17 protein-coding genes are annotated in these 19,296 nt (G+C 38.2%); 3 read left to right on the forward strand and 14 right to left on the reverse strand.

The window, feature by feature from the left end:
• Positions 1-75 precede the first annotated feature (75 nt).
• From lpxB to rpsB, 14 genes are all read right to left on the reverse strand, one after another.
• Positions 76-1,227: a lipid-A-disaccharide synthase gene (lpxB, locus tag FNN08_RS06195; protein WP_143583845.1), complete on the reverse strand. Its 1,152-nt coding sequence runs from the start codon at positions 1,225-1,227 to the stop codon at positions 76-78.
• Positions 1,228-1,229: 2 nt separating this feature from the next.
• Positions 1,230-2,000: an acyl-ACP--UDP-N-acetylglucosamine O-acyltransferase gene (lpxA, locus tag FNN08_RS06200; RefSeq protein WP_143583846.1), complete on the reverse strand. Its 771-nt coding sequence runs from the start codon at positions 1,998-2,000 to the stop codon at positions 1,230-1,232.
• A gap of 4 nt (positions 2,001-2,004) precedes the next feature.
• Entirely contained in the window at positions 2,005-2,451 is a 447-nt protein-coding gene (fabZ, locus tag FNN08_RS06205) for a 3-hydroxyacyl-ACP dehydratase FabZ (RefSeq protein WP_143583847.1), read from the reverse strand.
• Positions 2,452-2,504: 53 nt separating this feature from the next.
• Positions 2,505-3,533 carry a UDP-3-O-(3-hydroxymyristoyl)glucosamine N-acyltransferase gene (gene lpxD, locus FNN08_RS06210; protein WP_143583848.1) on the reverse strand — a complete coding sequence of 343 codons (1,029 nt, stop codon included), beginning with the start codon at positions 3,531-3,533 and terminating at the stop codon, positions 2,505-2,507.
• Positions 3,534-3,541: 8 nt separating this feature from the next.
• Positions 3,542-4,060 (reverse strand): OmpH family outer membrane protein, encoded by a 519-nt coding sequence (locus FNN08_RS06215; protein ID WP_260679274.1) that lies wholly within the window; start codon positions 4,058-4,060, stop codon positions 3,542-3,544.
• Between the two features lie 112 nt (positions 4,061-4,172).
• Entirely contained in the window at positions 4,173-6,635 is a 2,463-nt protein-coding gene (gene bamA, locus FNN08_RS06220) for an outer membrane protein assembly factor BamA (protein WP_143583849.1), read from the reverse strand.
• Positions 6,636-6,686: 51 nt separating this feature from the next.
• The gene (gene rseP / locus FNN08_RS06225; protein ID WP_143583850.1) at positions 6,687-8,048 is read right to left on the reverse strand and encodes a sigma E protease regulator RseP; all 1,362 of its coding nucleotides are present in this window, start codon (positions 8,046-8,048) and stop codon (positions 6,687-6,689) included.
• Between the two features lies 1 nt (position 8,049).
• A complete protein-coding gene (gene ispC / locus FNN08_RS06230) occupies positions 8,050-9,252 on the reverse strand; it encodes a 1-deoxy-D-xylulose-5-phosphate reductoisomerase (protein WP_143583851.1) in 1,203 nt (400 codons plus the stop codon).
• Positions 9,253-9,258: 6 nt separating this feature from the next.
• The gene (locus FNN08_RS06235; protein ID WP_143583852.1) at positions 9,259-10,122 is read right to left on the reverse strand and encodes a phosphatidate cytidylyltransferase; all 864 of its coding nucleotides are present in this window, start codon (positions 10,120-10,122) and stop codon (positions 9,259-9,261) included.
• Positions 10,123-10,125: 3 nt separating this feature from the next.
• Positions 10,126-10,890: a polyprenyl diphosphate synthase gene (uppS, locus tag FNN08_RS06240; RefSeq protein ID WP_260679275.1), complete on the reverse strand. Its 765-nt coding sequence runs from the start codon at positions 10,888-10,890 to the stop codon at positions 10,126-10,128.
• A 97-nt stretch (positions 10,891-10,987) separates the two neighbouring features.
• Positions 10,988-11,545 carry a ribosome recycling factor gene (gene frr, locus FNN08_RS06245; protein ID WP_143583853.1) on the reverse strand — a complete coding sequence of 186 codons (558 nt, stop codon included), beginning with the start codon at positions 11,543-11,545 and terminating at the stop codon, positions 10,988-10,990.
• Positions 11,546-11,636: 91 nt separating this feature from the next.
• Positions 11,637-12,377: a UMP kinase gene (gene pyrH, locus FNN08_RS06250; protein WP_143583854.1), complete on the reverse strand. Its 741-nt coding sequence runs from the start codon at positions 12,375-12,377 to the stop codon at positions 11,637-11,639.
• A gap of 316 nt (positions 12,378-12,693) precedes the next feature.
• Entirely contained in the window at positions 12,694-13,542 is an 849-nt protein-coding gene (tsf, locus tag FNN08_RS06255) for a translation elongation factor Ts (protein WP_143583855.1), read from the reverse strand.
• Positions 13,543-13,628: 86 nt separating this feature from the next.
• Complete coding sequence (gene rpsB, locus FNN08_RS06260; protein WP_143583856.1) at positions 13,629-14,357, reverse strand: 30S ribosomal protein S2; 729 nt, start codon at positions 14,355-14,357, stop codon at positions 13,629-13,631.
• 371 nt (positions 14,358-14,728) lie between these two features.
• Here rpsB and map point away from each other — a divergent pair, with 371 nt between their 5' ends.
• The 3 genes from map to dapD all read left to right on the forward strand — a co-directional run bounded on the left by map (position 14,729) and on the right by dapD (position 19,262).
• A complete protein-coding gene (map, locus tag FNN08_RS06265) occupies positions 14,729-15,574 on the forward strand; it encodes a type I methionyl aminopeptidase (RefSeq protein ID WP_143583857.1) in 846 nt (281 codons plus the stop codon).
• 186 nt (positions 15,575-15,760) lie between these two features.
• Positions 15,761-18,400, forward strand: a complete 2,640-nt coding sequence (gene glnD, locus FNN08_RS06270) for a [protein-PII] uridylyltransferase (protein ID WP_260679276.1) — start codon at positions 15,761-15,763, stop codon at positions 18,398-18,400.
• Positions 18,401-18,437: 37 nt separating this feature from the next.
• On the forward strand, positions 18,438-19,262 hold the full coding sequence (gene dapD / locus FNN08_RS06275; protein WP_143583858.1) for a 2,3,4,5-tetrahydropyridine-2,6-dicarboxylate N-succinyltransferase: 825 nt from the start codon (positions 18,438-18,440) through the stop codon (positions 19,260-19,262).
• Positions 19,263-19,296: the final 34 nt, after the last annotated feature.

A 19,296-nucleotide genomic window follows, 5' to 3' on the forward strand; every position in this document is an offset into this window, starting at 1 on the left:
TATTATTTTTTTAAAGCTTACTAATTATTGCCTCTAGCTTCTAGGCGCTAATTTCTAGTTTCTAGTTTCAAGTTTCTAGTTTTTAGTTTCTAACAACTCTACCACTGCATCAGCAGCTTTAACACTGGCATTTTGCTTAAGCGTTTTGTGAATATTGGTAAATTCGTTAATTAACTCAGTTTGATCTTGGTAAAGTAAAGGCTCGACCGTCTTTGCTAAATTTTCAGGGGTAACTTGCTCTTGTAATAATTCAGGGATCAAACTTTTACTCACTAACAAGTTTGGCAATGAAAACCATTTTAACTTAACCATAATGCGGCCAATTATCGCGGTTAGCCAGTTAAATTTATAAGCGACAACCATAGGCCTTTTTATTAATGCGGCTTCAAGTGTCACAGTCCCTGAGGCTGTTAACAAGCAATCGGCACTAGCCATAACTTGCTGGGCATTATTATTAACTAAAAAGATATCTAGCTCTGGCGCAACTTGCTGCTTAATTTCATTAAACTGTTGTTCACGAATATCATTAATAACCGGGGTGATAAACTTAATGTCAGGATGGTTGTTTTTAATTATTTTGGCTGCATTTAAAAAATCAGGTAATAAAATAGCAAGTTCACTGCCTCTTGAACCAGGCATTATAGCTAAATACTTTTCATCTAAATTTAAGCCTAAAGCTTGTCTAGCTTCTGCTTTATCGCTGTGCATTGGAATATCATCAGCTAATGGATGGCCAACAAAAGTACAAGCGACTTGATGCTTATCATAAAACGCCTTTTCAAAAGGTAGTAAAGACAACACCATATCGGTTGCTTTATCTATTTTAAAAATACGTTTTTCTCGCCATGCCCACACCGACGGACTGACATAATGAACGGTTTTAATGCCTTGTTGCTTTAACTTAGCTTCTAAGCCTAAATTAAAATCAGGAGCGTCGATACCAATAAATACATCCGGCTGGTTTTCAACAAAGTAATTGAATAATGATTTGCGAACGTGCATTAAACGGCGCAGGCGCCCTAACACTTCGACGATGCCCATAACAGCAAGCTCTTCCATTGAAAATAGGCTGTTAAAGCCAAGCTTATCCATTTTAGGACCGCCGATACCAACAAAGTTAGCATCAGGGAAACGTTGTTTTAGTTCTTTAACTAAACCAGCACCCAAGGTATCTCCTGAGTGCTCGCCAACAACAATTGCAAAGGTAGGTTGTTTACTCACAGTTATCCTTAACGGATTATGCCACGACTTGAATTTTCGATGAATGATAAGAAAGATTCAACCGCAGGGAAGCCTTCAGATAAAGCAGATATAGCAGTTTTCGCTTCAGTTAACGTTAAACCTTTGCGATAGACTTCTTTGTAAGCACGTCGAACTTGCAACACTTCGGCTTTATCAAAACCTCGGCGCTTAAGGCCTTCAGAATTTAAGCCAAATGGCGTTGCCGGATGGCCTGACGCCATAACATAAGGAGGTATATCTTTTAATACGATGGCGCCACCAGCAACGAAAGCATGAGAGCCAATATGACAAAATTGATGTGCGCCTGACATACCGCCCATAATAACGTAATCGCCAATATGAACATGCCCAGCTAAAGTAACATTATTAGCATAAATACCATGGCTACCAATGACGCAGTCATGTGCAACATGGGCGCCTGCCATAAATAAGTTATCATCACCAATAATGGTAACGCTATCATCTTGTACTGTGCCGCGGTGGATAGTACAGTTTTCACGAAAAACATTATCGTTACCAATCTCTAAACGAGTCGGTTCGCCTGCGTATTTTTTATCTTGGCAATCTTCACCTACAGACGCATATTGGAAAATAGTATTGTTTGAACCTATGGTAGTAGGCCCTTTGATAACTACATGAGAGTGGATAACACAGTCATCACCAATAACAACATCATTTCCAATATAAGTCCAAGGACCTATTTTTACATTTTTTCCAATGCTTGCACCGGGCTCTATTATCGCTTGAGGATGAATCACTAATTTATTGTCCTTTTCTTGCACACATTAAATCAGCACTACAGACAACTTTGCCATCAACTCGTGCTTCACCGTAAAACTTCCACATGCCACGACGCTCTTTAACGAAATCTAAGTGCAAATGTACCGTGTCACCTGGGTGCACTGGACGTTTAAACTTAGCGTTATCAATAGAAGCAAATAGAAACATTTCACCTTCTGATTTATCTTCTACTGATTTAAAGCCTAAAATGCCACTTGCTTGGGCGAGCGCTTCAAGTAGAAGTACACCTGGAAAAATTGAGTAACCAGGGAAATGCCCCATAAATGCAGGCTCATTAACAGTAACGTTTTTAATTGCGTGAATACTTTTACCTGGTACGAAGTCTAATACTCGATCAACCAGTAAAAATGGGTAACGATGAGGGATTAAAGTTTTAATCTCTTCAATATCTATAACGTTTTTGTCCATGTGCAAATACGATCCTTACAACAATTTATATTTATATCTATGTTAATAGTAGACTATTTTGAATTTTGTAATTGTGCAACAGTCTGTTCTAACTCTGCAATTTTACGAAACATTGTATCTAAATGTTTGTATCTTGAAGCATTTTTTCGCCATTCTTTATTCGGTAAACTAGGCATACCAGAAGAGTAGACACCTGCTTCAGTCGTTGCTTTTGTTACCATTGTCATACCAGTAAATACGCTGCCGTCAGCTATGTTGATATGACCATTAATGCCAACTAATCCGGCAATAGTACAATTTTTACCAATTGTGGTACTACCAGCAATAACACTACAAGCGGCCATTGCGGTACCTGAACCAATAACTACATTATGAGCAATTTGTAATTGATTATCTAAAATACAATTATCTTCAATAATAGTATTTTCTAAAGCGCCACGGTCAATTGTAGTACATGCGCCAATTTCGACACGGTTACCGATAATAACAGAGCCTAATTGCGGGATTTTCACCCAAGTACCTTTATCGTTTGCATAGCCAAAGCCATCACTACCGATCGCGGTATTAGCTTGTACTAAACAGTCTTCACCTATCTCAACTCGATGATATATGCTTACATTCGACCATAACTTAGTACGAGCGCCTATTTTAGCTTGTTTGCCAATAAAACAATTGGCACCAATTGAAACGCCATCAGCAAGTATTACACCTGACTCAATAACTACATTGGCACCAATATTAACATCAGCGCCTATAACAGCATCATCCGCAATCACCGCACTATCGGCAATACCTTCGGCAGAGTTTGGTGTTGTATCAAGTAGTTGTGCGACAAGGGCAAAACCTAAGTAGGGGTTTGGCAAAACTAATGCATTCGTTTGACAATACTTAGCACTAGCTTCAGCAAGTATTACCGCTGAAGCTTTTGTCAACTCAAGGTGAGGACGGTATTTAGCGTTTGCTAAAAAAGCAATCTGCCCTGCTTTAGCATCCATTAATGTCGCTAAAGAAGATATCTGGCAATGTTCATCACCAATAACATAACCACCTAGCTTTTGTGCTAGTTCACCTAAAGTTACCATAAATAGTCTTACTTAGTTTTCGCTGCTTGCTCAGCAACTTTTAAAGAAATATCAGCATCTGGTTTAGCAAAAGCTACTGCTGATTGTTGTAATACTAGGTCATAGCCTTCTTTTTTAGCAACACTGTCAACAGCTTGTTTAACGATAAGAAGGATTTTTTGTTGCTCTTCTTGTTCACGACGTTTAAGAGATTGCTGTAATGGCTGAGCTTTAGCAGCGTATTCTTGGCGTAAACCATTGATAGTCGCTTCTAATGCTTCAATCTCTTTTTTGCTCATGATGGCTTCGTCACGTTGACGTTTTTCCATGTTGTATTTAATATCACCTTCCATTTTTTTAAGAGCGTCAATTTGCTCTTTAAACTCATTGGTAATATTCGCTTGGATATCAGCCATTTGTGGAAGTTGAGAAATTACTTGCTGTACGTTAACCGTCGCAATTTTTTGATCAGCTGCTAATGAATTTCCTGCAAATAACATGCTCGTTGCTGCTGCAGTAAACGCAATAGACTTAATTAATTTTTTCAACTTACTTCTCCTAAATAATAGTAATTTTATATTATACGCCAATCTTTGCTGGCTATTAATGTTAAATATGTACTGAGCAATAATATTATGTAGTGCTCAGTACATTATGAAATTAGAATGTTTTACCGATATTGAAACTAAAGAATTCAGTGTCATCACCTTGTTCACTTTCAAGGCGCTTAGCAAAGTTAAACACCATAGGTCCCATCGGTGATAACCATTGAATCGATAATCCCGTAGAAACACGAATACGACCAGGATCTGAGAAATCTTCCAACTTAGCAAATTCTTTCGGCTCTAATGACTCGTAATCTTCTAACTGAAATTCAGTATCCCATACGTTACCAGCATCAACAAAGAAACTAGTACGAACGCTATTAGTATAACCTTCATCTAAAAATGGCGTAGGTACAATTAACTCAACACCAGCAATAGCGATGGCATTACCACCAACACTTCGATCAGAAACATCAATCGCATCTTGACTTGGTGGTAATACTTCCCCGCCCTCACCAGGCACACCAGGTGCTTGTGTTGGGAAGCGGTAAATAGCTCGAGGACCAACGGTATTATTTTCAAAACCACGTAATGTATCTGAGCCACCTGCTCTATAGTTTTCCCAGAATGGTAATAACTGGTCATTACCTTCTATTGTACTATAACCATTACCGTACCCTGCTTCAAATCGGGCTAAGAAAGTCCAGCGGTGATCACGAGAAATCGGGAAGTAATACTTTGAGTTATATTTTAATTTAAAGTATTGAACATCTGAGCCAGGAGTCGTTATCTTACCATTAAGTACTTGCGATGAACCTGCCGTAGGGAATGTACCACGGTTTAACGTTACTCGAGATAAGGTTGCGTTAATATCAAATGTTTCAAAGTTTAATTTCGCATCAGGATTGTTTGGATCTTGATACACTTCATAGAAATCTTTAATTTGCTCATAGGTTTGCAGATTCGAAATATCACTACTCTTATAGCCAACACCTAAATTTAAACGTACATATTCATTAATTGGGAAACCAAAATTAACGCCAACACCATAAGTAGTATTGTTGTAGTTTACAAGGTTGGCTTGACCAGCATCGAATTCACTGTAGAAAATATTACCACCTAAAGATATCGCGTCGATGGTAAAGTATGGATTGGTATAAGATAAGTTTATACTTTGTGAATACTTCATTGTATTCAACTGTAGTGCTAAACGATTACCAGTTCCTAAAAAGTTATTTTGTTGTACACCAGCATTTAAGCTTAAGCCTGAATAAGAACCATAACCAACACCTGCGGTAAATGAGCCTGAAGGCTGTTCTTTCACGGTAAAGTCAACGTCAACTAAATCTTCTTCACCAGGTACTTGCGTAGTTTCAAACTCAACGGTTTCAAAATAAGGTAAACGTTGAACACGCATTTTAGAGGCTTCAACCCAGTTATTTGACAACCAAGCACCTTCCATTTGTCGCATTTCTCGGCGTAATACTTGCTCTGATGTAACATCGTTACCAGTAAAGCTTATGCGGTTAACATATACTCGTTTACCTGGGTCAACAGATACAATTAACTTAACGGTTTTATCGTCATCATTAATTTCAGGCATAGTGCGAACTTCAGGGTAAGCATAACCAAATCGACCTAAAAACTTACTAATTAAATCTTCCGTGTAAGTAACTTCAGCGCCATTATATAGCTCATTAATACGCAATGGACTAATGGCTTCAATAGTTTTGTCGTAACCGGCCATATCACCAACAAACTCAACTTCACTAACGGTGTATTGTTCACCCTCAGTTACGTTCATCGTAATATAAACACCTTCTTTATTTGGTGTCATTGAAACCTGAGTAGAGTCTATAGCAAATCGCAAGTAACCACGGTCAAGATAATAGCTCTCGATAGTTTCCATATCACCTTGCAAAGTTTGCTTTTGATATCTATCTTGCGCCATGAAATCCCACCAAGGAGAATCATAGGTTAATTCAATTCTTTCTAATAACTGTTCATTAGTGAAGACTTCATTACCAACAACGTTAATTTGTTCTATGGCAGCAGCATCACCTTCCTCGAATTCAAATTCAAGGTTAATGCGGTTACGAGGTAAGTGAGTGATTTTAGTACTTACATTAGCATTGTATTTACCAACACTGTGGTAAAAGTCTTCTAAACCACTTTCAATACCAGTTAGTACTGAACGGTCTAAGGTTTCACCAACACGAATGTTACTACCATCGAGGCTTTCTTGCAGCTGCTCGTCTTTAATATCATCATTACCTTCAAAGGTAATACTGGAAATGGTTTCACGCTCTTTCACTTTAAAAATGAGGCGATTACCATCTCGAAATACTTCGATATTATAAAAATGACCTGACTTATATAAAGACTTAATCGATTGTGAAATACGAAAGTCACTTAATTGATCACCAACGCTCACAGGGATGTGAGTTAATGCTGCACCTAAAGCAACACGCTGTAGTCCTTTAACTTGTATATCTTCAACCACAAAATCATTGGCTGCTTGGGCATTGCAACCAATGCTGCCTAGTAATACTGCTAAGGCGAGTTTTCTTCTTATCATATGAATAGTCAACTTTTCTAATTCTTATTTATAATATTGGCATTACCAATATTATTGGAGCCGGGAAAAATCGTTAAAAATAGCTATGCTCATTAACGATAGTAAAATCAATGCTCCTATTTTAAATCCTACTTCCTGAAATTTTTCGGGTACGGGTTTACCGCTTATAAGTTCTATAAAGTAATAAAGTAAGTGTCCACCATCAAGTATTGGTAGTGGTAGTAAATTTATAATGCCCAAGTTTATACTTATTAACGCTAAAAAGCTTAAGAAATATACCAGGCCGTAACCTGCGCTATTTCCTGCGCCTTGCGCTATTGATATAGGTCCACTTAAATTATCTACACTCACATGACCGGTAATTAGCTTACCAACCATGTCAAAACTTAGCGTGATTAAATTCCATGTACTCGCGCCGGCTTTGCTTATTGCCTCTATAGGACCGTATGAAATCTCGATACGATGTTCATCAGGCCAAGGCTCAACAATTGGTGAAACACCAATATACCCTGTCTTGTGACCATCAGTTTGTTCACGAGTTCCCACAAATATTTCAATAGTCAGTTTTTCGCTACCCCTGAGTAGCTCAACTGGTATTAATGTGTTCGGATTTTGTTGAATAATATCAACAAAGCCCTGCCAATTACCATATATATTATCGCCATTTACCGAGATAATTTCATCGCCAACTTTTAAGCCTGCTTTATCCCCTGCACCGCCGTCCTCAATACGAGCAACTTTTGTCAAAGTCTTTGGTATAAATGGCTCTATACCCAGACTATCCATAGCCGACTCTTTACTCGGTTCAAACTGCCAATCACTCGTATTAAGTTGTTGTTTATTCACATAAGTTGAATCGAGTTGCTTAGTTGATATAGAAATATTTGGCTCACCAATTTGAGCAACTAACGCCATTTGAACTGCATTCCAGTCTTGGGTTTGCTTATCGTTAATGGCAACAATCTGGGTATTACTTTGTAGTTGCGCTTGGCTAGCAATTGAATCCGGAGCAACACTGCCGATTACTGGTTTAACGCTACTCATGCCAATAATAAACATTAAATAGAAGGCCACAATAGCAAATAAGAAGTTAGCAATAGGACCAGCAGCAACAATCGCAATGCGTTGATATACCGATTTATGGTTAAAGGCAAATTGCTTTTCGCTATCAGAAATGTCATCAACACGACCATCAAGCATTTTCACAAAGCCGCCTAAAGGCAGTAACGCGATTACAAACTCAGTACCGTGTTTATCATGGGTACGCCAAAGTGTTTTACCAAAACCAATAGAGAAACGTTCAACCTTAACGCCGCATTTTCTCGCTACCCAAAAGTGGCCGTACTCGTGCACGGTAACAAGTAAGCCAAGGGCAACAATAAAAGAACCCAAATTCCATAGTAAGTCAAACATGCTAAGTTACATCCAATGTTTTTATTGTGTCATGAGCCAATGCTCTTGCTTGCGAGTCAAGGTCAACAACCTCATCAATAGTGGTCACATTAAAGTGGGAAAAATGTTTCATCACAACTTCATTAACCACACTTATTTCGGTAAATTTTATTTCTTCATTTAAAAAGGCAGCGACAGAAATTTCATTGGCAGCATTTAAAGCCGTACAGGCAGCTTGCCCCTGACGGCAAGCATCAATAGCAAGTTTAAGGTTTGGGTAACGTTTAAAATCAGCTGCACAGAATTCAAAGTTTTTGCAGTTAAAGAAGTCAAAAGGCTCGACACCAGAATCAATACGCTGTGGATATGCTAAAGCATGAGCGATAGGCGTGCGCATGTCTGGGTTACCCATTTGTGCAATAACAGAGCCATCAACATACTGAACCATAGAGTGAATGGTACTTTGCGGATGAAGTACCACTTGAATATCATCAACATCTAAATTAAACAACCACTTCGCTTCAATTAGCTCAAGGCCTTTATTCATCATAGTTGCTGAATCAACTGAAATTTTACGGCCCATATCCCAGTTAGGATGTGCACAAGCTTGCTCTGGGGTAATATTAGCAAAATCAGCTAATGGCGTTTCTCGAAAAGGACCACCTGAGCCGGTTAATAATATTTTGCTAATACCATAATCGGCTATTTTCCCATGCCCTACTCTAGTTTGCATATCTAAAGGCAGACTTTGAAAAATGGCATTGTGTTCAGAATCTATTGGCAGTAATTCGGCTTTAGAAGCAGCTAAGGCATCGATGAATATTTGCCCTGAAGTAACTAATGATTCTTTGTTAGCAAGCAGAACACGTTTATCTGCTTTTATAGCTGCAAGTGTCGGTAGTAAACCTGATGCACCAACAATAGCAGCCATAACAGAATCAACTTTGCTGCTACTAGCTAGTTTAATAAGTGCTTGCGCACCAGCTAAAACTTCAATTTGGTGGTAGTCATCGGCAATTAATTTTAATTTAAGTTGCTCAGCGCTGTACTCGTCAACCATCACGACGGTTTCAGGAGAGAATTCAACACACAAATCAAACATGGTATCAACCCTAGAGTGGGCCGATAAACTTACAACGTTATACTTTTGAGGATGGCGCCTAACTACGTCTAACGTGTTCAGGCCTATAGAGCCAGTAGCGCCAAGCACACATAAATTTTGCATTATTTATTACCAGCCAAACAAGGCAAAACAAAGAGCAAATACCGGCGCTGTTGCGGTTAAACTATCGATTCTATCTAATATACCGCCATGACCAGGTAAAATAGAGCCACTGTCTTTAACACCAGCTTGGCGCTTAAGCATACTCTCGGTTAAATCACCAACAACGGAAACTGAGCTTATAAGCAAGGCTAAAGCTACCGTCATAAACAACTGTTCGATGCTCCAAGAGAAATAAAGTGCAGTAATGATTGCAACAGCAGCTGCGGCGATATTACCACCAATAAAACCTTCTATTGTTTTACCCGGACTTACGTTAGGCATTAATTTATTTTTACCAAAACGTTTGCCTGCAAAATAAGCGCCGACATCAGCACTCCAAACAAAAGCAAACAGAAGCATTAATAAGTACGCACCATCAAATTCGGCGAAAACAATATTATTTGAACGTAGTACAAGAAAGGCAACCCACATAGGCGCTAAAGTGATTAAACCAAATAAACCACGTATTGAACGGTGTCCAGTCCAAAAGCTGCTGTATCTAGGGTATTTAAAGATCATAAAAATACATAAAGCCCACCATACAGATGCAGCAATAAGTATATTTTCAGCAAGTGGGTTTAAACCACCGAGTTGCCAAATTTGTTCTGGTGGTAAAACATACCATAAGCCAGCAATAGCAAGTGCAATAAAAGTAACAAAGCCAATACGACGCTTAGTAGTATCAAACCCCATCAAAGGTCCCCACTCCCACGCGCCAATCGCGATAATGGCTAAGACAACCCCTGCAAAGGCTTGCAGAGATAAAAAGAAAATGGCGGCAATAGCAAGAGGCGCTAATATCAATGCCGTTAAAATACGTTGTTTTAACAAACGTTAATCCTTTTTAGTGCTCAAATTTACCTGTTCACCAGTTTTACCAAAACGTCGCTCTCGTGCTGAAAACGAGGCTAAGGCTTGCTTAAACGATTCTGCTTTAAAGTCAGGCCAAAGTTTATCGGTAAAATAAAACTCAGCATAAGCGGCTTGCCATAGTAAAAAATTACTAATGCGGAAGTCACCACCGGTTCTGATCAATAAATCTAATTCAGGTAAATTCGATAAATTTATATGATTATTGAGCATATGCTCATCTATATCACTAACGTTTATCTCGCCAGCTACGGCAAGTTGAGCAATTTTTTTAGATGCTTGTGCTATATCCCAACGGCCACCGTAATTGGCGGCGACAGATAGTACCATTGCATCATTATTTTTAGTTAGCTGCTCGGCATCAGTGATCTTTTGTTGTAACTTTGTTGAAAAGCGAGATTTATCGCCAATCACTTGAAAACGAATATTATTTTTATGTAAGCGTTTAACTTCTCGAGTTAACACAAACATAAATAAATCCATTAAAACACTAACTTCTGCGGCAGGTCTTTGCCAGTTTTCACTACTAAAAGCAAAAAGAGTTAGCGCTTTTACGCCCATTTCTCGTGCTGTACTTACACAATCCCTCACTGACTCAACGCCAGCTTTATGCCCAACTACACGGCCTTTACCCTGTAACTGTGCCCAACGTCCATTACCATCCATAATAATAGCCACATGCTGTGGTAACGCTGTAGGTTCACTATTTAAGGTATCAATAGTTGTCACGAAACATCCATCTTATAAAAAAGCCGTAAACTATGCGAATAAATTAATTAAATAAAATTACGTGTTAGTTTACGGCGATTAGCCTAAAAATCTAAAATTAGATTTCCATTAATTCTTTTTCTTTCGCTGAAGCAATTTCATCAGCTTGTTTGATAAATTCATCAGTGATCTTTTGAATTGCATCTTCTGCATTTCGAGCTTCATCATCACTAATTTCTTTTTCTTTATTCAAAGATTTAATATCAGAGTTAGCATCACGACGAATATTGCGAATTGCAACTTTACCAGCTTCAATTTCACCGCCAACTACTTTAACTAATTCACGACGACGCTCTTCAGTTAATGGTGGTAATGGAATACGAATTAACGTGCCTTGTGACGAAGGGTTTAAACCTAAGTCTGATTTCATAATTGCTTTTTCAACTAAACCAACCATAGATTTATCGAATACAGAAATTGAAATAGTACGTGCATCTGGTGTTGAAACGTTACCAATTTGCGCTAGAGGTGAATCTACGCCGTAATACTCTACAGTGATGTTATCTAATAAAGAAACGTGAGCACGGCCAGTTCTAATTTTATTTAATTGACCTTTTAATGATTCAATACTTTTGCCCATTCGGCTTCTGGCATCTTGTTGAATTTCGTTAATCAAAACCTTGATCCTTTTTGCTAAAATTTAAATTATATTCTGAAATAAATAATACGAGTGATAACTAAATAACTCGTAAGCAGACAGTTAGTATTTATTTAACGTCCGCATCATGATTAATTGTAGTACCTTCACTACCACCCATAACAATTGACTTTAATGCGCCTTCTTTATTCATGTTAAACACACGAATAGGCATTGAATGGTCACGAGCTAAAGTAAAGGCCGCTAAGTCCATTACTTTTAATTCTTTCTCAAGCACAGTTTCATAAGATAAGTTGCTATAAAGTTCTGCGTCAGGGTTTGTTACCGGATCAGCTGAGTAAATACCGTCAACTTTTGTACCTTTAAAAACAGCGTCAGCTTCAATTTCAATACCACGTAAACAAGCAGCTGAATCGGTAGTAAAGAATGGGTTACCTGTACCAGCACTGAAAATAACTACGCGACCAGATTTTAATAAGCTAATCGCTTCTGCCCAGTTATAACTGTCACAAACACCAGTTAAATCAATTGCCGACATTAAACGAGCATTTACAAAGGCACGATGCAGCGCATCACGCATTGCTAAACCGTTCATTACAGTTGCTAACATCCCCATTTGGTCACCAACAACTCGGTTCATACCAGCTTGTGCTAAACCAGCACCACGGAATAAATTACCACCGCCAATAACTAAGCCTACTTGTACGCCCATCTCAATCAATTCTTTAATTTCTTGAGCCATACGATCTAGTACTTTAGGATCAATTCCAAAGCCTTCATCTCCCATTAGGGCTTCGCCACTAAGTTTTAATAATATGCGACGATACGTTGGTTTAGGGTTAGTGCTCATAAAGTAAACAATCCTGTAATAAATGTGAAAATACTAATCTTAATATTATTAGAGTGTAAAATAACATTAAGATTAGTATAGAAAATAATTTGATTTAAATACAAAATCTAAACCGCAGCTATTTTAATACCAATTACATTTTTTATCTACCAACTGAGCTATATTAATGATAATTAATGCGAAGTTGCTTAATTAACAAACAAACTTATATGTAAAAGTGTGTGCCAAACAATAGTTCTTGCATGTTAGCGCCAATATAAATAAAAAAGCCCTGTTATCAAAGATAACAGGGCTTTTTTTAAAGCTTTAAAAGCTATTAGTTAGCTTTTGCAGCAGCGATTTGTGCTTCAACTTCAGCAGCAAAATCTTCTTCTTTCTTCTCGATACCTTCACCTACTTCTAGGCGAACGAATGAAGAAACTGTTAAACCTTTCTCTTTTAAGATAGCGCCAACAGTTTTCTTAGGTTCCATGATGAAAGCTTGACCAGTTAAAGAAACTTCACCAGTAAACTTAGCCATACGACCATTAACCATTTTTTCAGCGATTTCAGCAGGCTTGCCTTCGTTCATCGCGATTTCGATTTGGATAGCTTTTTCTTTCTCAACAACTTCAGCTGGAACATCAGCTGGAGTTACGTAGTCAGGCTTAGAAGCAGCAACGTGCATTGCAATGTGCTTTAATGACTCAGCGTCACCTTCACCTGCAACAACAACACCAATGTTACCACCGTGAATGTAAGATGCAGCAGCACCTTCAACATAAGATACACGACGAACGTTGATGTTTTCACCGATTTTAGCAACAAGAGCAACACGCTTTTCTTCGAATTGAGCTTGTAACTCTTCGATAGCAACGTTGTTTGCAGCAGCAGCTTCAGCTACTTCGTTAGCGAATGCTAAGAAGTTACCATCTTTAGCTACGAAGTCAGTTTGACAGTTAACTTCAACTAATGCAGCAACACCATTGTTTTCTTTAATGATGATTGCGCCTTCAGCTGCAATGTTACCTGCTTTTTTAGCAGCTTTTGCTTGACCAGACTTACGCATGTTATCAATTGCAAGTTCGATGTCGCCGTCAGTTTCTTGTAAAGCTTTTTTACAATCCATCATGCCAGCGCCAGTGCGGTCACGAAGTTCTTTAACTTGTTTAGCAGTAATTGCCATGAGTTAATTCCTTAAATATCTGTAATTAATTAGAAAGAGGCTCAAATGAACCTCTTTAGAAGTAAAAATTAAATCGAACGATTTAATTACTCAGCTTCAACAAAACCGTCTTTTTCAGCAGCTACAGCAATGTTTTGCTCGCGACCTTCGATTACAGCGTTTGCAGCTGAATCTAGGTATAGGCTGATTGCACGGATAGCATCATCGTTACCAGGAACGATAAAGTCTACGCCGTCAGGGCTTGAGTTAGTATCTACTACAGAAATTACTGGGATACCTAAGTTGTTAGCTTCTTTGATAGCAATGTGTTCATGGTCAGCATCGATGATGAATAATGCATCAGGAAGACCGCCCATGTTTTTGATACCACCAAGGCTTTTCTCAAGTTTTTCCATTTCACGAGTACGCATTAATGCTTCTTTCTTAGTAAGAGCATCAAAAGTACCGTCTTGGCTTTGAGATTCTAAATCTTTAAGACGTTTGATAGATTGACGAACTGTTTTCCAGTTAGTCAACATACCACCTAACCAGCGGTGGTTAACGTAGAATTGATCAGATTTAAGAGCAGCTTCTTTAACTGCATCGCTAGCAGCACGCTTAGTACCAACGAATAATACTTTACCTTTCTTAGTAGAAACACCTGATAAGAAGTTTAAAGCTTCGTTGAACATTGGAACAGTTTGTTCTAAGTTGATGATATGAACTTTGTCACGTGCACCAAAAATGTAAGATTTCATTTTCGGGTTCCAGTAACGAGTCTTATGACCGAAGTGAACACCTGCTTTTAGCATGTCGCGCATTGATACGTTTGGCATTTTAAATTCCTCTGGGGTTAAGCGTTCATACATTCCATAATTCCGACCTATGGTTACCATCATGCTGGTAACAGGCACCCCGGAATATGTTTGCCGAATGTATGTGAGTTTAATAGTAAATTACTACCCACTATTGAGCAGTAAAGTTTGCTTAAAATTAAGCGTTTCTCATTGCCGGTCAAATGACCTTTTTCAATGAGCGGCGTTTTATACCACTTTCAGGCGTAAAAGGGAAGTTATTTTGTTGTTTATTTGATAAAGCCAAATATAACATTTATGGCATAACATTATATTTTAAGTTATTATTGCGCCCATAAATTATAGTAAGTAATGAAGAATAATTACTTTGTTATCACTCTCTAAGGAAAAGCATGAGTATTGCCATAAAAACTCAAGATGAAATAGAAAAAATGCGTGTTGCTGGCAAATTAGCAGCCAGTGTATTAGATATGATCGCAGAGCACGTTAAAGTTGGCGTAACAACTGCCGAGCTAGATGCTATTTGTGCAAAATTCACCGCTGATCACAACGCTTTATCTGCGCCATTAAATTACGGTGCTGATCAAAACGGTGAAGGCGGTTTTCCTAAGTCAATTTGTACTTCGGTAAATCATGTTGTTTGTCACGGCATTCCATCAGAGCAAGTATTACAAGATGGCGACATCGTTAATATTGATATCACTTGTAAGATTTGTCTTGACCCTGAAGACACGCCAGAAGCAGATAAAAAGTATTACCACGGTGATACTTCTAAAATGTTTTTATTAGGTAATGTGTCTCCTGAGAACCGCCGTTTATGTCGTGTTACCCAAGAAAGCTTGTATGCCGCTATTCGTAAAGTAAAGCCTGGCACTAAATTTTCTGAGCTTGGTGGCACAATTCAAAAGCACATTAAAAAAGCCGGTCGTTATGGCATAGTTAAAGACTTCTGCGGTCATGGTATTGGTTATGTTTTCCATGAAGAGCCACAAATTTTACATTACAAAAATGGCGATGATCGCAAAATGGCTGAAGGAATGATCTTTACCATTGAACCGATGATTAACTTAGGTAAAGGTGGTACTAAATTAGATAAAGATGATGGTTGGACAGCCTATACAATCGATGGTAAAAACTCAGCACAATGGGAGCATACCATTTTAGTAACCAAAACAGGTTGTGAAATTCTAACTCATCGCAGTGAAGAAAAAGAAATAGCTAAGCTATTGAATAACTAAACAGTTAGCCGTTTTATAGATTCCTCAAGCTCTGCCTTGAGGAATTTCTCCATTTAAAAATAGTTAATGTCGTTTAATATAAAATATATCCAACAAATATAGCTTCTAGAGCTAAAACACTAGAAAAGACTGCCCTATTAATGTTAACTTTCTAAAGATAATAACTCTAAAGGAAGTATCAACGTCGTGTTATCAAATCCTATCTTGCCACAATCTTTAACGAATAAATTGGCTACGGCTGCAGCTCCTCTTGCCACCAAAGAAATAGTACAGCTTGGTGAAGAGTTTAATGTTTGGTTAAAACAGAGTTTTAACCAATACGAAGTTGACCAATTAGTGAGTGCCAGAGCTGACTACGTAGATCAGGTTTTACAAAAAATTTGGTGCCAGCATCATTTGGATGAACATCAAATTTCCTTACTTGCAGTTGGCGGTTATGGCCGAGGTCAATTACATCCGCAATCTGACGTTGATATTCTAATACTTACTCAAGATAAAATTAGCAAAGAGCTTGAGCAATACATCAGTAGCTTTATTACGGAATTGTGGGATGTACGCTTTGACATTGGTCACAGCGTGCGCAGTGTTAAGGAATGTGTAAAGCAAGCAGTTAAAGACGTAACGATTGCCACTAACTTACTTGAATCAAGGTTAATTTGTGGTAATCAACTACTTGCTGAACAACTACAGCCGCATATTGAACACAAAGATTTTTGGCCACCAGAAAAATTCTTTATTGCTAAGCGTGATGAGCAAACTAAACGACACCAGCAATACAAAGGCGCGGCATATACACTAGAGCCAAATTTAAAAGCCAACCCTGGCGGCCTGCGTGATATTCAAAATATTAGTTGGGTGGCGCTACGTTATTTTAATGCCAATAACTTAGAAGAATTGGTTGCCCATAATTATCTTACTCAAAATGAATATTTCGAGCTTATAGAGTGTCAAGATTATTTATGGCGTATGCGCTTTGCTCTGCATGTCGTTGCGGGTCGAAGTGAAAATAGATTGCTGTTTGATCATCAAGGCAAAGTAGCTGAAATGATGGGTTTTGGTGATGAAGGTAAAGCTGCCATTGAACGTATGATGAAACGTTTCTTTAGGATAATTAACTACGTTAGTGAACTTAATGAAATGTTATTACAGTACTTTGATCAAGCCATTTTAAACGATCCTAAAAAGCAGCTGCAAACCGATATAGACAAAGATTTCATGCTAGTTGGTAAATTGATTCAGGTTAAAAGTGACCGCGCATTTACTCGTCCTGAAACTATGATGAAGTTGTTTTTAGTGATCGCTCAAAACCCTAAGATAAGAGGGATCCACTCCAATACCATACGTTTATTACGTAACTCTCGCCGTCGCTTAATTTCTGGATTAAATGATTACGCCGAATGTCGTCGTATTTTTATTGACATAATGAAACACCCTAATGGTTTAGGGCGAGCATTTAATTTAATGCATAAGCATGAGGTTTTAGGTAGTTATCTACCAGAGTGGCGTAACATTGTTGGTCAAATGCAATTTGACTTATTTCATGCTTACTCAGTTGATGAGCATAGCTATCGTTTGATCAAAAATTTATACCGTTTTAGTTTACCTGAGCACAATCATGAGTTTCCTTTAGCCAGTAAAATCATGCAAAAATTGCGTAAACCAGAACTGCTTTATTTAGGCGGGATTTTTCATGATATTGCCAAAGGGCGTGGCGGTAGCCATAGTGAATTAGGCGCTGTAGATGCTCTTGAGTTTGGTAAGATGCATAATTTACCAGCGCCAGATACCCGCATTATATCTTGGCTTGTTAAGTGGCATTTATTAATGTCGGTAACTGCCCAGCGTAAAGATATTTCCGATCCGGCGGTAATTCAAAAATTTGGTGAAATCGTTCGCGATGAAACCCATTTAGATTACTTATATTGTTTAACCGTTGCCGATATGCGAGCCACAAACGAAAGTCTTTGGAATAGCTGGAAAGCGAACTTATTAAACGACTTATACTTTGCTACCAAAAAAGCATTCCGCCATGGGCTCGAAAAGCCAGTTGAATTAAGAGCAAAAATCCGTGAAAACAAAGCTAAGGCACTAGAAGTTCTGGCATCAAAGGATATAGCCGCAGAAAGTGTGCAATCATTGTGGAAAAGACATAAGTTAGATTATTTTTTACGCTACACGCCTGAGCAAATATCTTGGCACAGTCGTCATATTATTTGCCATGATAAAAGTAAATCTTTAGTACTGGTTAGCGATAAACCATATCGTGGTGGTACTGAGGTGTTTGTATATACCAAAGAAAGAGCTAATATTTTTGCTACCACAGTAGCCTTTTTAGGTATGCGTAGATTATCGATACATGACGCTAAAATTCTTACCTCAAAAGATGGTTACACATTAAATACCTTTGTCGTCTTAGATGCTAAAAGTCAGCCGATCAAAGATCTTTATGTAATGGATGACATCAAGCAGCAATTATCAGCAGTACTCGATCAAAAAGAGTGTATTGAAACCATCATTAAACCGGTGCCACAAAAGCTTAAACAGTTTAGCTTCCCAACTAAGGTGAGCTTTATTAAGCACAGTAATAAAAAGGTTACCGCTCTTGAAATTGAAGCGATTGATCGACCTGGTTTACTGGCTGAGTTTAGCTCGGTATTCCAACAACAAGAATTAAATGTACATATGGCAAAAATCACCACCTTTGGCGAGCGCGCGGAAGATGTATTTATTATCTCAAATAAAAACAATTTACCGCTATCCAAAGATGAGCAAGATCAGTTAGAATCTCTGCTATGTAGCCATAGTGCCACCGAAGAATCACAATAAATAAAAATCTAAATTTGAATCATTACAGGAAATTTAAATGAACGCGTTACAAGAAATTATTGAATCAGCATTTGAAAATAGAGCAAACATCTCACCTTCAAGTGTTGAACCGGCAATAAAAGAAGCTGTTTTAACTGCTTTAGATCTTCTAAATAAAGGCGAAGCTCGTGTTGCTGAAAAAGTAAATGGCGAATGGGTAGTAAATCAGTGGCTTAAAAAAGCCGTGTTATTATCATTCCGTATTTACGACAATGCAGTAATTGACGGCGCAGAAAGTACTTTCTTCGATAAAGTACCATTAAAATACACAGGCTACGATCAAGCTAAGTTTGAAGCTGACGGTGTACGAGTTGTACCAGGCGCTTCAGTAAGAACTGGTTCATTCATCGGTAAGAACGTTGTAGTAATGCCTTCTTTTGTTAACATTGGCGCATTCGTTGATGAAGGCTGTATGGTTGATACATGGGCGACTGTTGGTTCTTGTGCACAAATTGGTAAAAATGTTCACTTATCTGGTGGCGTTGGCATTGGTGGTGTTCTTGAGCCACTTCAAGCTGGCCCAACAATTATCGAAGATAACTGTTTCATTGGTGCTCGTTCAGAGATTGTTGAAGGTGTAGTTGTTGAAGAAGGTTCAGTAATTTCAATGGGTGTTTACATTGGTCAATCGACTAAGATTTTTGACCGTGAAACTGGTGAAGTACATTACGGTCGAGTACCTGCTGGCTCTGTAGTTGTACCAGGTAATTTACCTTCTAAATGTGGTACTTGTAGCTTATACGCAGCAATCATCGTGAAAAAAGTAGACGCTAAAACATTAGCAAAAACAGGTATCAATGAGTTACTTCGCTCTGTTGAATAATTACACTTCATAGTGAACTGTGAATAACAAAAAA

Origin of the sequence: Thalassomonas sp. M1454 (assembly GCF_007097525.1) — a bacterium.
GTDB lineage: Bacteria > Pseudomonadota > Gammaproteobacteria > Enterobacterales > Alteromonadaceae > Thalassotalea_A.

What these genes read in the sequence shown, in the direction of transcription:
- fabZ (WP_143583847.1), bottom strand. Translation starts at nt 2,451, where the DNA reads ATGGACAAAAACGTTATAGATATTGAAGAGATTAAAACTTTAATCCCT.
- pyrH (WP_143583854.1), bottom strand. Translation starts at nt 12,377, where the DNA reads ATGAGCACTAACCCTAAACCAACGTATCGTCGCATATTATTAAAACTT.
- tsf (WP_143583855.1), bottom strand. Translation starts at nt 13,542, where the DNA reads ATGGCAATTACTGCTAAACAAGTTAAAGAACTTCGTGACCGCACTGGC.
- rseP (WP_143583850.1), bottom strand. Translation starts at nt 8,048, where the DNA reads ATGTTTGACTTACTATGGAATTTGGGTTCTTTTATTGTTGCCCTTGGC.
- map (WP_143583857.1), top strand. Translation starts at nt 14,729, where the DNA reads ATGAGTATTGCCATAAAAACTCAAGATGAAATAGAAAAAATGCGTGTT.
- ispC (WP_143583851.1), bottom strand. Translation starts at nt 9,252, where the DNA reads ATGCAAAATTTATGTGTGCTTGGCGCTACTGGCTCTATAGGCCTGAAC.
- rpsB (WP_143583856.1), bottom strand. Translation starts at nt 14,357, where the DNA reads ATGCCAAACGTATCAATGCGCGACATGCTAAAAGCAGGTGTTCACTTC.
- dapD (WP_143583858.1), top strand. Translation starts at nt 18,438, where the DNA reads ATGAACGCGTTACAAGAAATTATTGAATCAGCATTTGAAAATAGAGCA.
- lpxD (WP_143583848.1), bottom strand. Translation starts at nt 3,533, where the DNA reads ATGGTAACTTTAGGTGAACTAGCACAAAAGCTAGGTGGTTATGTTATT.
- bamA (WP_143583849.1), bottom strand. Translation starts at nt 6,635, where the DNA reads ATGATAAGAAGAAAACTCGCCTTAGCAGTATTACTAGGCAGCATTGGT.